We start from the raw sequence: 14,655 nt of genomic DNA, 5'->3' as shown, positions 1-14,655 counted from the left end.
CAGTCTATATATCTACTAGCTAGTTTCTATAATTAACATCTATAATCTAAAAGAAGCCATTACCTGCAGCAGTTTCTGGTTCTCTTCCAGAGTACCTACTGAGATACGGAGACAGCCTTCGCAGCCGGGTAAGCTGGAGCGATTTCGCACAACAATACCATTCTCTACCAGGTAATTATACATGCCGTTTGCATCTGTTACTTTAACCAGTAAAAAGTTGGCATCGGATGGGTACACGTGCAGCACCGACGATAGCCGTGGCAACGCATGAGCCAGCAACTCCCGTTCCTGCACAATTTCCTCAATCATATAGCGAAGGTCCTCCGACTTTTCGAGTGCCTGCAGCGCCAGTTCCTGAGTGGCTTCGTTGATGTTGTAGGGTGGCTTGATTTTATCCAAAAGCTGAATCAGTTCTTCCGATGCGAAGGCAAGGCCAAGGCGAAGACCAGCCATGCCCCAGGCTTTTGAGAAGGTCTGCAGTACCAGCAAATTCGGAAATTCATCAAGCCGCGTCGTCCAGCTTGGGCTGTCGCAGAAATCAATATAGGCTTCATCTACTACTACCACACCATTAAACCCTCGCAAAAGCGCTTCAATGCATTCAGGGTTTATGAGGTTAGCAGTCGGGTTGTTGGGGGAGCAGATAAAGATGAGCTTTGTGTTTGGCTTTACCTGGTTAAGCACCTCCTCTACCGGCACCTGAAAATCTGCTGTGAGTTGCACCGCATCCAGTTGCACATCATTCAGGTTGGCAGACACCTCATACATCCCATAAGTCGGTGGCAGGTGCAGCATAACATCCCGGCCCGGCTGGCAAAGCATCCGGAACAGCAGGTCGATGGCTTCATCGCTTCCGTTGCCTAAAAAAATCTGGCTTGGTCGCACACCTTTTATGGCAGCTATTTTCTGCTTCAGCTTTTTCTGGTGTGGGTCTGGGTAGCGGTTATAGTTGTTACCGGCTAAACTGCCAATATTGTTCTCGTTGGCATCTATAAAAATGCTGGCGGCACCTTTAAATTCGTCGCGTGCCGATGAGTACGGCTTCATTTTAAGCACATTCGGCCGAACCAGTGCGTTTAAATTAAACATTTGCCACCTCCTTTAATCTGATGCTTACTGCGTTTTTATGAGCTTCCAGGCCTTCTGCAGCAGCCATGGTCTCTATGGTCGGACCAATGTTCTGCAAACCGGCCGGAGTTATGTATTGAAAAGTGATTTTCTTGACGAAACTATCGAGCGAAACTCCGCTATAGGCGCGGGCATAACCGTTGGTTGGTAAAGTGTGGTTGGTGCCGGAGGCATAATCGCCGGCTGATTCGGGGCTGTAATTGCCTAAGAAAACGGAACCTGCATTGGTAATCTGCTCCAACACATCTTCAAACTGCGCAATGGCTAAAATCAGGTGCTCCGGTGCGTATTGGTTCGAAAAAGCAATCGCTTCTCCCACAGCGTTCACTACCACACCTAAACTATTATTTAATGCTTTTTCTGCCAACTCTTTACGTGGCAAGACATCAAGCTGAGATTTAAGTTCGCCTTCTACCTTATCGAGAAAACCAGGTGAAGTAGTTACCAGCAGTACCTGAGAATCGGCGCCATGCTCTGCCTGCGAAAGGAGGTCTGCCGCTACAAAAGCAGGATTGGCAGTGTCATCGGCAATCACCAACACTTCCGAAGGACCAGCTGGTAAATCGATGGCAACACCGTATTTATTTACCAATTGCTTCGCAACCGTTACGTACTGGTTACCAGGTCCGAAAATCTTATCGACAGCCGGTACGCTTTCTGTACCGAAAGCCATGGCGGCTATTGCCTGAGCTCCTCCTGCCTTCACTATTTTTGTAATTCCTAACAAAGCAGCAACATACAGAATGGCTGCGTGTACCGTTCCGTCTGCTGCCGGTGGGGTACAAAGTACTATATCGCGGCAACCAGCTATTTTGGCTGGCACTCCCAGCATGAGCAGTGTTGAGAACAAAGGAGCTGTGCCACCAGGTATGTATAGCCCTACCTTTTCGATGGCTACACTTTTGCGCCAACAGGTAACTCCCGGCATGGTTTCGGTTTGTTTTACCGGTTCGGACTGCGCCATATGAAACAACTGAATGTTACTGTAGGCCTGCAAAATAGCCTCCTTTAGCTCAACTGATACCTGCTGTTCAGCTGCCTTTATTTCTTCCGGGGAAACAAGTAAATGTTGAATAGTGGCTTTATCAAATTTTAGAGCAAGTGCCTGCAAAGCGGCATCGCCCTGCTCCTGCACCAGCCTAAACGTTTCCCGAATACCGGGCTCCAGCTCCTCCAGGTTTTTGGTAGGGCGCTGCATCAGGTCGGCCCAGGTTGCCTCAGCCGGATATAGTATTCTACGCATCATACAATCATCTTTTCGATTGGCACTACCAATATTCCCTGTGCTCCTGCTTCTTTCAGCTTTTCAATAATTTCCCAAAAATCATCTTCGTTCACAACCGAATGCAGTGAGCTCCAGCCTTCTTCTGCCAATGGCATAACTGTAGGTGCTTTAATCCCCGGCAATAACTGGCTAACCGACTCCACCTGGTCGTTTGGCACGTTTAGCACAATATACTTAGCCCGTTGCGCCCGTTGCACGGCATGCACCCGGAACAGGAGTTTCTCCAATATCTGCTTTTTCTCCTCGTCCAGGTTATCGTTGGCAATTAAAACAGCTTGTGAACTGAACACACGCTCCACCTCGCGTAGGCCATTGCTGATGAGTGTGCTGCCGGAGCTAACAATGTCGCAGATTGCCTCGGCCAGACCAATGCTGGGGGCAATTTCTACGGAGCCGCTAATGGTATGAATATGAGCTGTTACGCCGTGCTTTGTCAGGTAATCCTGCAGCAGGTTCGGGTAAGAGGTGGCAATGTTTTTACCTTCCAGGTCAGCAATGGAGTTGTACTCATCTGCTTTGGGTACAGCCAAAGAAAGGCGGCACTTGGAGAAGCCGAGCTTTTCTACGGTAAGATCCTGCTTGCCTTCTTCTACCAGCACATTTTCGCCCACAATACCAATATCGGCTACACCGTCGGCTACATAGCCCGGAATGTCGTCGTCGCGGAGGAAAAGAATTTCTAATGGGAAATTAGTAGACTCGGTCTTTAACTTTAAAGAACTGCTGATAAAAGAGATGCCACATTCACGGATCAGGTTAAGCGAATCGTCGCTGAGCCTGCCTGACTTTTGGATAGCTATTCGGAGCATTTTTTAGAGAGAAGTTTAGGTACAAAAATAGAGACTGCTTTGCATCTGGCAAAGTAGTTTACGGCTTCATTAGCCTGACGGGGCGATATAATGATATTATTCCTCTTACGAGGAATGATGGAAGTGATGATGAGGCGCAACAGAACCACAGGCAGCAGGCGCTGCAGCATGAAAAAGGGCTGTATAGATAGTGGTTTTGCTCATATGCGCTGCAAAAGTAACAGGAAATTTGAGAAATGAAAATATTTTTGTTTTTCTCTTGCCTTTCCTATAAAAAATCAGCCGAATATAACCGTAATGTTAAATTTCAACCTTTCTTCCTGAACAGCAGGGCAAGGCTAATTTGGAACATCAACGTGCTATGGTAGCCTGTAATTTTTAAAGCTTCTAAATTTTATTCCTTAACTTTATATTTTGATACATCAGCAGATGTATCTGGCATAATTTTTTCAGTTTGCTTCTATATAACGTAGCATATCTTCCTTAGAATGACAAAATACCTGTTAAGCCTCCTGTTGCTGTTGCTCTCTGTGCTGATCAGTGAGCCTGTGCTAGCGCAGTTAAAACTTCCGCAAGCGAGCCCGGAAGCGTTTGTGAAACAGACTATCGGTTTAACAGAAATTTCAATTCAGTACCATACGCCAAGCGTGCGTGGCCGTAAGATTTTCGGCAACCTGGTACCTTACGGCACCTTATGGCGTGCGGGTGCTAACGAAGCAACACTTATTAAGTTTTCGGATGATGTGTATTTGAACCACGAGCGGGTGCCGGCTGGAACCTACTCGTTTTTCATACTGCCGGAAAATGATACGGATTGGAACATTGTGCTGAACAAAGATACTACGCTTTGGGGCCTGGAGGGGTATAACGAACTAAATGATGTAGCCTACTTACGGGTTACTCCACAGAAAATAGATTTACAGGAAACCATGCAGTTTCAGTTTTCTGATATCGGCGCCAATACGGGCAAGCTGCACATGGTCTGGGAAAATTCGCGTGTTACGGTGCAGATAGAGACCGAGGTGGAGAAAAAGGCTATCGCTAACATCAGGCAGGCACTAAAAGAATCAGGCTCCGACGACTGGTTTATCTGGGCCCAGAGCGCTGAATATATGATTCCGAGAAAGGAGCACCATGAGGAGGCACTTACCTGGATAAACAAATCGATTGCAATTAAAGAGAACTTTTATAACAACTGGGTAAAAGCCCGCCTGTACGCTCAGAACCAGGAGTTTCAGGAGGCAGCTAACCTGACAGCTAAAGCCATGCAGCTAGGTAACACAGAGCCAGAAGCTTATAAAGTTTACGCCAGAGAAATTGAGGCTGCATATACCATCTGGAAAAAGAAGCGCTTTTAAAAAAAATTAATCCTTTGTACCCTTGGCCTTCCAGAGCGCAAAACGCTTTGGAAGGCCATTTTTATTTGAATAATTACCCTGGCTGCTTGCGGGTTAATTTGTAAACACGTTGTTATTCTGGAAAAATCTTGTGGGCTAAATCCGCTAGCTTCAGCTGTTGGCTTTGAAGATAAAGTTCGCAAAGTTGCTGTTATGTTATGTCAGCTCTTTTTTGAGGTCCCTACCTGCACAGTCTACTTTTATTGTGTGCACCTGGCCAAGGTATTCGATCTGTAGCAGCCATTGAAGAATAGATTTCTAGCTCCTTCTGATTGAACCTAAACGATAAGAGTAGGCATGTATTCTAATAAATAAGTTTACCCTTGGCAATTTTCTCCTTAAAATTCTTTTGGAGGCATATTTCCTTGAAATAATTCACTCCTGACAATGTACACAATAGGATCTCCCTGAAACATGTTAGTAGGTAACCATTAAAATTCAAGCTTACTTCCTGCCATCAGCTTTTTATTTATTTGCTTCCGTGTAAGAGTCTGCGGAATTTGTAATTTAGAGGTTCGGACAACACAACAGCTACGAATCTACATCTTATGAAAAGAATCATTTTAACCGGCTTGACGGCTGCCTTGCTTTTTTCCTGCTCCAGCCAAAAGTCAGAAACGGCTACTACTGCCATTACCGCAGAAGCCACCACCATACAACAGGACGCGCAGGAGTTTCTGGATGAGTACTCAAAAGAATACCAGCAGCTGTACACTGCCTCCGCTGAGGCAGAATGGGCCTCCAACACCCGTATTGTGGAAGGTGACTCTACCAATGCAGTCGCCACACGGCAGGCGAACGAGGCATTGGCACGCTTTACAGGCAGCAGCGATAACATAAAACAGGCGCGCACTTACCTGGAGCAGAAAGAGGAACTTACCAACCTGCAGGTACTGCAACTGGAGGAGATTCTGTATGCAGCGGCCAATAACCCGCAAACGGTGCCGGAGGTGGTAAAAGCGCGCATTAAAGCAGAAACCGAGCAAACCGAAAAGCTTTATGGGTTCGATTATAAGTTGAATGGCAAATCGGCTACCACCAACGACATCGATAAAATTTTGCGTTCTGAAAAGAATGTTCAGAAGCGGCTGGCGGCCTGGGAATCGAGCAAAGAAGTAGGCAAAGGCCTGCGCGAAGGCATTCTGAAGCTACGTGACCTGCGCAACCAAACGGTGCAGAGCCTTGGCTACGACGACTACTTCAGTTACCAGGCATCCGATTACGGCTTTTCGCGCGAAGAAATGATGGAACTGATGCAGCAACTGAACCAGGAACTACTGCCGCTTTACCGCGAGCTGCATACCTATGCCCGGTATGAGCTGGCAAAACAGTATGGCGTAAAGCAGGTGCCCGATATGCTGCCTGCCCACTGGCTCCCCAACCGCTGGGGCCAGGACTGGAGCGCGATAGTAGAAGTAAAAGGACTGGACCTGGATGGCGCTCTTAAGGCGAAAGGCGATAAATGGCTGGTGGAGCAGGCCGAGCGGTTTTATACCAGCTTGGGCTTCCCGGAGCTACCAAAATCCTTCTACGAAAAGTCGAGTCTTTACCCCTTGCCTGCTACTGCCAATTACAAAAAGAACAACCACGCCTCGGCCTGGCACATGGACCTGGGTACCGATGTGCGTAGCCTGATGAGTGTAGAGCCTAATGCCGATTGGTACGAGACCACTCATCATGAACTAGGCCATATTTATTATTATATGACCTACACCAACCCAGATGTGCCAGTGCTTTTACGGGGAGGTGCGAACAGAGCCTACCACGAAGCCATGGGAAGCCTGATGGGGCTGGCGGCTATGCAAAAGCCGTTTCTGGCTGAACTGCAGCTGGTTGATGCCTCTACAGAAACAGACGAGATCCAGACATTACTGAAAGAGGCGCTTAGTTACGTGGTATTCATTCCGTTTGCCTCCGGGGTTATGAGTGAGTGGGAACACGATTTCTATGCCAAAAACCTTCCGGAAGATCAGTTAAACAAGCGCTGGTGGGAATTAACTAAGAAATACCAGGGAATGGCACCTCCTGCTGAACGAGGCGAAGCTTTTACCGATGCCACCACCAAAACACATATTAACGATGATGCCGCGCAGTATTATGATTATGCCTTGTCGTATGTCATCTTGTTTCAACTGCACGACCACATTGCCAAGAACATTCTGAAGCAGGACCCGCACGCCACCAACTATTATGGCAGCAAAGAAGTGGGCGCTTTCCTAAAAGAAATTATGTACCCAGGTGCAAGTGCCGACTGGCGACAAATGCTGAAAGACAAAACCGGCGAAGAACTCAGTGCCCGCGCCATGGTCGCCTACTTTCAGCCCCTGATGGAATACCTGAAAGAGCAGAACAAAGGCCGGAAAGCAACTATTTAGGCATCAAGAGGTTAAGTTGTTAAAAATAGCCTTTATAATTTTTTAAAATATTTCGAGAACCTGCCTGCTAGAATCAACCAGTTAACAAAAAAGGAGCACAAGCCAAAACTTGTACTCCTTTTTTTGATCAAACTGAAAAATCCAGCATCTCTAATTTAACCTCAATTGCCAAACAAATCAGAGGAGAGGTAACGGTCGCCACGGTCGCAGATGATGCAGACAATCACACCTTCGGTTATGGTGTCCATTAGTTTAAGAGCGGCTGCCACGGCCCCTCCACTGCTCATACCGGCAAAAAGGCCTTCTTCCCGGGCAAGGCGGCGTGTCATGGCAGTTGCCTCTGCCTGAGATACGTCAATAACAATATCTACGCGCTCCGGCTCAAATATTTTTGGCAAGTACTCTTTGGGCCATCTCCTGATACCAGGAATCTGTGAACACTCCGTTGGTTGGGTACCAACAATCTGTACCTGTTCGTTCTGTTCCTTCAGGTAACGCGACACACCCATAATAGTACCTGTCGTGCCCATAGAAGATACAAAGTGGGTAATAGTACCCTGAGTGTCGTTCCAGATTTCAGGTCCGGTGGTTTCGTAGTGCGCCAGGTAGTTGTCGGGGTTGGCAAACTGGTTCAGCATCAGGTAACCTCCCTGCGCCACCTGGGCATGCACATAATCTATAGCGGCTTCCATAGAGCCTTCGGCTGGCGTTAAAACAACTTTAGCTCCAAAGGCTTCCATAGTTAACACACGCTCTCTGGTGGCATTCGCTGGCATCACCAATTCAATCTCTACCTCAAACATGCGTGCAATCATAGCCAGTGCAATGCCGGTGTTGCCGCTGGTGGCTTCAATTAGCTTCATGCCGGGTTTTAATTCTCCACGGTCTAAGGCTCCTTTTATCATGCCATAAGCGGCACGATCTTTTACACTGCCTCCAGGGTTATTACCTTCCAGTTTCCCCAGCAGTTTAACATTTGGGTTGGTCGAGATTGTTTTTAATTCCACTAATGGGGTATTGCCAATCAATTCTAGTAAAGTGGCCATAATCTGGTGTTTATTTTAAAGCGCTGGTTCCTGCTACTTTGCTAAACCTGTTTGCTGTTTTTTTTAAAAGATTTTATTGTTGAATTTCCTTCCGTTGCCACAGCGTAACAGATCGAATCAGAAGCCAGTCCTTTAGAAAAAGTTACAAATTCCTGCTAATCTAGTGAGGCAAAGTCTAGAAAAGGCCAAAATAATAAACCTTTACCAGATTTATTGTATCTGGCTAATTATTTAAACTTCCTGGCAGCAGCAATTGCCCTATAAGGTAAATGAGATTCCTGCAGGAGATGTTTACGATGTGACTAGAGAACTATTATTTTTAATCAATTAGGTGGTGCAGCAGCAGGTTCTCCGATTCTTGGCTTACGCACTACACATACAGACCTTAGTTAGTAGTATGTTCTTGAGGTATAGACTTTTGGAAAAAGAATAGGTAAAAATATATTCTTCTAAAAATTTTACTTATTCAATTAATCCTTCTACTTTAGAGTATCCTTATTTAAACTACCTAAAAATGTGTTCTGTGCAAACCATACAGCTTTCCGGCTGGTTTTGGCATATTTTGTTGTACCTGCTTTACCATACTATAACTTATCGTTTATCATGAAAAAAATTCTACTTGTCCTTTTTCTTGCAACAACATTTTTGTCTGGATGCGGCCCTCAAATTTACCAGGCCAATAATTTTGCCTCTGTTAAACAGAAGCACAAAGTTGTTGCTATTCTTCCTTTTGAGGTGCTGATAGAAGCCAAGCGTTTACCAAAAGGTGTTACCGTTGACATGCTGCAAGACCAGCAGCGTGATTATGGGTATGGCCTTCAAGGCGATGTGTACGGTTATTTCTTAAAGCAAGTGAGTAAAAACAAATACTCTGTCACTTTTCAGGATGTGTCTAAAACAAATGCTATTTTAAACGGTGCCTTTATTTCGTACGAGGACCTACGCTCCTATTCTAAAGATGAACTTTGCCAAATTTTAGGAGTTGATGCTGTGGTATCGGGTAAAGCAACTATGTCTAAACCTATGTCTGATGGTGCTGCCATTGCAGTGGGTTTACTTGTGGGTGCCTGGGGCGCTACTAACAGTGTAAACACCACCATAACAGTGCATGAAGGAGAAAAGGGCGACCTGATGTGGAAATATGATTACACTGCTTCTGGCAGCGTAGGCAGTAGCAGACAATCCTTGTCGAATGCACTTATGAAAAACTCCTCTAAAAACTTCCCTTACAAAAAATCTTAACACATAAAGAAGCAGGTTATCTTGTTCCCGCATCTCTATCTCACCAGTACTTAGCAAAAAAAGTAAAAGCCTGTGACTTCACAGGCTTTCTTATTTCACAAAATGACGAGTTACTCTTTCTACTACTGATGGTAAAATTCTGAACACGAAGTTTATATCTTAAAAGGCAAAACCAACAGAGGCTTTCACTACACTGTTATATGTTCTAAAAGTAGCGGCATTGTCGATAGGGCTAAGGCCGAAGTCGTAGCCGGCACTAAGGTTAAAGCCACTATTGAAGCGGTAGCCGACACCTCCTGTAAGAGCAAAGTCTATTTCACGCATCCCGCTTTTCATGTCCCACTCTGTGTTAAGCAGGTTAATACCAAGCGCCCCTGCCCTTGCACGAACTTTATTTGAGAGCAGGTAAGACACCTGCGGACCTGCAAAAATATGGAAGCCCTCGCCAACATACACCTTTGCCAGAATAGGTAGGTCAAGGTATTCTGCTTTGTTTGTGAGAGTCGCTCTAACGTTTAGAATATCTGTTATCTCAAAAGGTAAGGTTCCTGTTAAACGGGTACCTTTTTGTGAATATAACAGGCCGGGTTCTATTTCGAAGCCGGGTGCGATGGGTATGGAGATAAAAGCTCCGGCATGAAACCCCTCCCGCATCCGCTGCGTTACCGCCCCGTTAGTAAAATCGATTAAACTGTTAGCGCTCTTTACGCTCTCTCCTTGCCAGTTAGCCATATTTAGCCCGGCTTTGATGCCAAGGCGCACAGGTTGCTGCTGCGCCAAAGCCGATGATGCCGATAAACCCAGCACCACAGCCATCGCCATTAGTATGATGATATTTCTCATGATTCCTCTCCATTAAATGTTTGAAACTATTTTGGAGCTGCGCAGCTGTTTGTGTAAATAGAAAAACCGTGCCATGAATAAAATAACATCTATGGACCATCAGGATTGATTGGTTTAACACATTGATTTTCAGTTATAAAAAAATAGAGAATTTATAAAAACAGTTGAGTAAAAACCTGTGGCTGCAAGTAAACTACCGATGCCTTTCCCTAAAACTCCTATAGTTACTGCAGCTGCTACCGGCTTATGTCCTGATGCGATTGAACTGGTACTACGCACAGAGGCCGGTAGTAAAATCTTGTAATTCCAGACATCAATTACTTTCGGATGTTACGCACATCTACCAGGCAGTTCCTATAAGTTAGTTCTAACACTCTTAGTTACTCCTTCATCCGGTGCCCTTAAGCTTTACTGATGCATTGTAAAAGTCTAATAAGCTGTTTTAAAACCCATTATGCTAAGATAGAGAGGGCAGGAATACAATAGCTTCATTGTATCGATAAATCATTCCACTACCTTCTCTTTAGCATATTCTCTGATGAGTTCGGGCATCAGGATACTAAATCTTCAGGATAAAATAATTGCCATTGGGCGTGGTTCGCGTACCTTTGCAGCTTTACAAAAAGTGATTCAGAAAAAAGAATGACCGACAAAAAGTTAGTGCAACTCCACAAGCTGGCAGTTCACCGGGTAGGCAACAAAGCAAAAGAAGAAGGTGTTATCGTATCGAAGGACCTAGTAGATCTGCGGGATGAGCAGCTGACGAACCTGCTGTTAGGGTATTTCCTTTCACCATTTAAGCAAGAAGAGTTTTTTCGTTTTACCCATACCTCCGACCTTACTTTAAATGAGCTGTTTGCGTATGCCACTCTTATCTTTGGTAAACCGGAGAATTTCTATGAGTACTCCATTCACATACTGAACCACTTATATGAGCAGTCGGACCACCCGAAGGTAAAAAGCGGAGAACTGTACATCGCCTACTTTTCCGGCTGCGGCCTGGAAGAAGGAACAACAGTAGATGCCATCGGCATTTTTAAATCGGAGAATAAAGATACTTTCCTGACGTTTCAGGATGAAGAAGAAGACCTGGCACTGAATTACCACTCCGGGGTTAATGTAAAAAGTGTAGACAAAGGCTGCATGATTTTTAACACAGAAGCGGAGGATGGTTATCGGGTTAAGCTGGTTGACGCTAACAGTACAGATGCAGTGTTTTGGAAAGAGGATTTTCTGCACGTAACCGAGTTGAAAGACACCAACTTTACCACCAAAACCTACCTGAATCTTTGTAAAGATTTTTCGGAGGAAGTGTATGCCCAGAAAGACAGCAAAAAAGACCAGATCGATTTTATAAACCGCTCAGTAGATTATTTCTCCAAAAACGAGACGTTTGACCTGGAGGAGTTTACCAGCAGCGTAATTGATGAACCTGAGTCTGCGGAGCGGTTTAAAAACTACTCGCAAAGTTTTGCTGAAGAGCGCGGCATAGAGCAGTTCGATGACTTTACCATAAACAAAGCCACAGTTCGTAACATGAAACGCAAGTTTAAAAATTTCATTAAACTGGATACCCAAATAGAAATAAAATTAAGTGGCTACAACCCGGAGCAAAGCGAGCAGTTCATGGAGCGCGGGTATGACGAGGATCGCAACATGCACTTTTATAAAGTTTATTTCCACAGCGAATCATAAGGGCCACAGCTGCTTTGCGTGGTAGGCAGTTGCAGAATTTTAATTTGCGGAATGATTGTTGTAAAAAAGCAGTAAACTAAATAGCATTGATTCCGACATGTGCTAACACACAAGTACCAAAGACTTTTAACTTTATGAAACATATACTTTTTGTTTTGCTACTGGCAATAGGAACTCCTGCTGCTTTTGCACAAACCACTTCTGCCGCCAAAAAAGCAACTCCTGCCTCAGGTAAAACAGTGGAGCAGCGTGCACAGGAAATAACAGCTGGTATGGCCAAACACCTTGGCTTAACGCCAGATCAGGTGAAAAAAGTAGGAGCTATTAACCTGGCAAGCATGCAGCATGCCGAAGCCGCCAAAAATCAATACAAAGACAACCCGAAAATGCTGATGCAGCAAATGGACATGATCGGCCAGACAAGGCTATCGCAGATAAAGGAAGTCCTCTCGCCTGTGCAATTTGCCCAGTACCAGCAGCGGCGCGAAGAGAAAATGGGCGTTCCGAAAGAAGCACAAAGCAATCCCTCATCTGCCCAACCAGGAGGTTACCAGGATCAGAACTAGTATAGCTTGCTTAAGAGGTCTTAATAAATCTAAACTGTTTCTTACCAGCCGACATACATTGTTGAGAATATAATTGAATATTTCCCAAGTTCATTCGACTTAAACATGCCGGGTAGACCCTTGGCAAAATTTGGATGTTAAACCTTCTGGAGGCTGTATTCATTAGAATAATTTAGAAGCGAAAGTTGCAAAATGTTCATTTAGTTGAAAACAGCTTCATAAATTTTGAATAATTTAAACTAAGAAGACTGAACTGGTATCTGCTCTTAATAACTGATGTTGCGCACATTTATCAGGAAGTCTCCTTTAAATTGGTTCTAACACTTTTTCACTTTGCTGGTCGCATTAATGCGTAACATCAGTAAATAATTATTCACAGGCCTTTCAGTTGCTTTGCTGTGTAAGCCATTGATTTAAAAATAGATTAAAGGCCTTCATAGGAGCTGGCAATTTTACTAATGAATTTGCCCTTCCAAAGAAGTTTAAGCAAAATCTCATCAAGGGTAAGAAAACATAAAAAGCTGCAGCGATATGAGTTCGCTGCAGCTTTTTATGTTTTTGGTTCTACTTTTTTAGTTTATTAATTCTTTAATTCCAATACTCTTAAATTACCTGCTGCCAAAGTAGTATTGCTGTTACTTCGCCAACACTACTTCCTGATCGTGCTGGGGTGCCACATGTTGTATAGGTGCTGTAGCTGGCGTTACTAATCTATTTTTCGCTTCTGCCTCCTGCCGCTGCTGCTCTGTTACAAGTGTGCCTGGGGGCTTAAAGAGCAGCTGAAACACTTCTTTTGCAGATGTGGCATGTTTTAAATCGCGCCAGATGTCTATGTACTCGTGAAATACCAGGTAAACGGGGTTGTAAGATGTGACTGGTGTGGTAAGTCCGTATATTGGTTTTTCTTCTTCAGCCTCAAATGTTCCAAACATTCTATCCCAGATAATTAAAGTTGATCCGTAATTCTTGTCGATGTACTGTGGGTTTGAACCGTGGTGAGCCCGGTGGTGCGAAGGAGTTACAAAAATGTATTCAAAAGCGGCTGGCATTTTCCGGATAAGCTCGGTATGAATCCAGAACTGGTACAGCACTGCAATTTGGTGACAAACAAAAAACGTGAAAGGGTCAATTCCTATAAGGGGTACCGGTATAAAGAACACAAACTTAATCTGGTTTGTCCAACCGGTACGGAACGAAACCGAAAAATTCATTTTGGCGGACGAATGATGCGTAACGTGTGTAGCCCACCAGAACCGCTGCTCATGCGCAATACGGTGCGCCCAGTAACGGCAAAAATCAACGGCAATAAAGCAAACCAGAAAACCCCACCACACGCGTGGCATTGCCCACGGCACGATGTTATAGATGTACATGGCGATCGAGAAAAGAAAAATTTTCATCGCGCCGCCAATTACTGCATTAACGCCACCAATGGTCAAAGCTGCCAGAAAATCCTTTTTATGGTAGTAGTTTTTCTTTTTGTAAACCCCCACCAGCCATTCTGCCACCACCGAAATTACGATAAGGGGGGCAGCGTAGTGCATAATTGTTAAATCATTAAGCCCATCTAACTGGTCAAAGGTAATTAGCTCTTTGTTCATTAAATTTGTTTTTCTCATTCTAAACTTATATATACAAACGGGTATGTAGGTAAAGGGTTAACCGCGACATCAACCACAGCCTTATTTAAACAGATAATAGGGCCTTTACCTATCTGTAACTTAGTTTTTTAACTCAAACTAAGCCTTTGCCAGATATATTTTGCTTAACAGGTTACCACTCAAAAATTTGCTTTTTTATGAGCGGAGGGCTAAATTATCTGTGTCTATAAGATTGATAAAAATGAACATCAGAAAAAAAGTTAAAACGCTGTTACCACTAGAGGCCGGACGTTTTGTGGCATTAGATGTATTTGTTAAAGCTGCCGAGAAAGAGAAATGGAGCGAACAGGAGGTGCAATATGTGATAGATGAGGTGGTGGAGGCGCAAAACGATGGAGAAGGTTTGGAAATATTACAGTCGTATGTAGTTTAACTAATAGCTATAAGACTTGCACTGCCTTTGCTCCTACTGCAGAACCTGTCCAAATTAAATCCTTTGACCGAATATGCCATGAACATAAAAAAAGCCCGGAGATGCTGATGCATCCGGGCCTATGAAACAAACAGGACAACACGCTTAGGTTTATGCCAGCAAGTGCTACCCTTGACTAAATTTTTACCTTTCTTCTTCTAAATGCATTTTTCATTAGAATAATTAGATTAAATTA

The 14,655-nt window shown here is 44.4% G+C and carries 12 protein-coding genes; 6 read left to right on the top strand and 6 right to left on the bottom strand.

The window, feature by feature from the left end; translation table 11 throughout:
- Nucleotides 1-39 precede the first annotated feature (39 nt).
- From hisC to hisG, 3 genes are read right to left on the bottom strand one after another with little or no spacing between them, the layout of a single operon-like run.
- Nucleotides 40-1,089: a histidinol-phosphate transaminase gene (hisC, locus tag FVR03_RS02955; RefSeq protein ID WP_147920276.1), complete on the bottom strand. Its 1,050-nt coding sequence runs from the start codon at nt 1,087-1,089 to the stop codon at nt 40-42.
- The gene (gene hisD / locus FVR03_RS02950) at nt 1,082-2,371 is read right to left on the bottom strand and encodes a histidinol dehydrogenase (protein ID WP_147920309.1); all 1,290 of its coding nucleotides are present in this window, start codon (nt 2,369-2,371) and stop codon (nt 1,082-1,084) included. The genes hisC and hisD overlap by 8 nt, the downstream gene beginning before the upstream one ends.
- On the bottom strand, nt 2,371-3,222 hold the full coding sequence (hisG, locus tag FVR03_RS02945; protein ID WP_147920275.1) for an ATP phosphoribosyltransferase: 852 nt from the start codon (nt 3,220-3,222) through the stop codon (nt 2,371-2,373). The genes hisD and hisG overlap by 1 nt, the downstream gene beginning before the upstream one ends.
- A 488-nt stretch (nt 3,223-3,710) precedes the next feature.
- Here hisG and FVR03_RS02940 point away from each other — a divergent pair, with 488 nt between their 5' ends.
- The gene (locus FVR03_RS02940) at nt 3,711-4,580 is read left to right on the top strand and encodes a DUF2911 domain-containing protein (RefSeq protein ID WP_147920274.1); all 870 of its coding nucleotides are present in this window, start codon (nt 3,711-3,713) and stop codon (nt 4,578-4,580) included.
- Between the two features lie 587 nt (nt 4,581-5,167).
- Entirely contained in the window at nt 5,168-6,994 is a 1,827-nt protein-coding gene (locus tag FVR03_RS02935) for a M2 family metallopeptidase (protein ID WP_147920273.1), read from the top strand.
- Nucleotides 6,995-7,155: 161 nt separating this feature from the next.
- Here the strand turns inward: FVR03_RS02935 and cysM are convergent, their stop codons facing one another.
- Entirely contained in the window at nt 7,156-8,040 is an 885-nt protein-coding gene (gene cysM, locus FVR03_RS02930) for a cysteine synthase CysM (protein WP_147920272.1), read from the bottom strand.
- Nucleotides 8,041-8,643: 603 nt separating this feature from the next.
- Here cysM and FVR03_RS02925 point away from each other — a divergent pair.
- On the top strand, nt 8,644-9,282 hold the full coding sequence (locus tag FVR03_RS02925; protein ID WP_147920271.1) for a hypothetical protein: 639 nt from the start codon (nt 8,644-8,646) through the stop codon (nt 9,280-9,282).
- A gap of 159 nt (nt 9,283-9,441) precedes the next feature.
- Here FVR03_RS02925 and FVR03_RS02920 read toward each other — a convergent pair whose 3' ends face one another.
- The gene (locus FVR03_RS02920) at nt 9,442-10,125 is read right to left on the bottom strand and encodes a porin family protein (RefSeq protein ID WP_255474036.1); all 684 of its coding nucleotides are present in this window, start codon (nt 10,123-10,125) and stop codon (nt 9,442-9,444) included.
- Nucleotides 10,126-10,767: 642 nt separating this feature from the next.
- On the opposite strand from FVR03_RS02920, the gene FVR03_RS02915 reads away from it, so the two are divergent.
- Nucleotides 10,768-11,820: a nucleoid-associated protein gene (locus FVR03_RS02915; protein WP_147920270.1), complete on the top strand. Its 1,053-nt coding sequence runs from the start codon at nt 10,768-10,770 to the stop codon at nt 11,818-11,820.
- Between the two features lie 134 nt (nt 11,821-11,954).
- Entirely contained in the window at nt 11,955-12,386 is a 432-nt protein-coding gene (locus tag FVR03_RS02910; RefSeq protein WP_147920269.1) for a DUF4890 domain-containing protein, read from the top strand.
- Between the two features lie 635 nt (nt 12,387-13,021).
- Here FVR03_RS02910 and FVR03_RS02905 read toward each other — a convergent pair.
- Complete coding sequence (locus FVR03_RS02905; RefSeq protein ID WP_147920268.1) at nt 13,022-13,987, bottom strand: sterol desaturase family protein; 966 nt, start codon at nt 13,985-13,987, stop codon at nt 13,022-13,024.
- A 241-nt stretch (nt 13,988-14,228) separates the two neighbouring features.
- Between FVR03_RS02905 and FVR03_RS02900 the strand changes: the two genes are divergently transcribed.
- Nucleotides 14,229-14,420 carry a hypothetical protein gene (locus tag FVR03_RS02900; RefSeq protein ID WP_147920267.1) on the top strand — a complete coding sequence of 64 codons (192 nt, stop codon included), beginning with the start codon at nt 14,229-14,231 and terminating at the stop codon, nt 14,418-14,420.
- Nucleotides 14,421-14,655: the final 235 nt, after the last annotated feature.

Source organism: Pontibacter qinzhouensis, assembly GCF_008017455.1.
Lineage (GTDB): Bacteria > Bacteroidota > Bacteroidia > Cytophagales > Hymenobacteraceae > Pontibacter > Pontibacter qinzhouensis.
This window is presented reverse-complemented; position numbering and strand designations above follow the sequence as displayed.

What these genes read in the sequence shown, in the direction of transcription:
- FVR03_RS02915 (WP_147920270.1), top strand. Translation starts at nt 10,768, where the DNA reads ATGACCGACAAAAAGTTAGTGCAACTCCACAAGCTGGCAGTTCACCGG.
- FVR03_RS02905 (WP_147920268.1), bottom strand. Translation starts at nt 13,987, where the DNA reads ATGAACAAAGAGCTAATTACCTTTGACCAGTTAGATGGGCTTAATGAT.
- FVR03_RS02940 (WP_147920274.1), top strand. Translation starts at nt 3,711, where the DNA reads ATGACAAAATACCTGTTAAGCCTCCTGTTGCTGTTGCTCTCTGTGCTG.
- hisG (WP_147920275.1), bottom strand. Translation starts at nt 3,222, where the DNA reads ATGCTCCGAATAGCTATCCAAAAGTCAGGCAGGCTCAGCGACGATTCG.
- FVR03_RS02900 (WP_147920267.1), top strand. Translation starts at nt 14,229, where the DNA reads ATGAACATCAGAAAAAAAGTTAAAACGCTGTTACCACTAGAGGCCGGA.
- FVR03_RS02910 (WP_147920269.1), top strand. Translation starts at nt 11,955, where the DNA reads ATGAAACATATACTTTTTGTTTTGCTACTGGCAATAGGAACTCCTGCT.
- FVR03_RS02935 (WP_147920273.1), top strand. Translation starts at nt 5,168, where the DNA reads ATGAAAAGAATCATTTTAACCGGCTTGACGGCTGCCTTGCTTTTTTCC.
- FVR03_RS02925 (WP_147920271.1), top strand. Translation starts at nt 8,644, where the DNA reads ATGAAAAAAATTCTACTTGTCCTTTTTCTTGCAACAACATTTTTGTCT.
- cysM (WP_147920272.1), bottom strand. Translation starts at nt 8,040, where the DNA reads ATGGCCACTTTACTAGAATTGATTGGCAATACCCCATTAGTGGAATTA.
- FVR03_RS02920 (WP_255474036.1), bottom strand. Translation starts at nt 10,125, where the DNA reads ATGAGAAATATCATCATACTAATGGCGATGGCTGTGGTGCTGGGTTTA.
- hisC (WP_147920276.1), bottom strand. Translation starts at nt 1,089, where the DNA reads ATGTTTAATTTAAACGCACTGGTTCGGCCGAATGTGCTTAAAATGAAG.
- hisD (WP_147920309.1), bottom strand. Translation starts at nt 2,371, where the DNA reads ATGCGTAGAATACTATATCCGGCTGAGGCAACCTGGGCCGACCTGATG.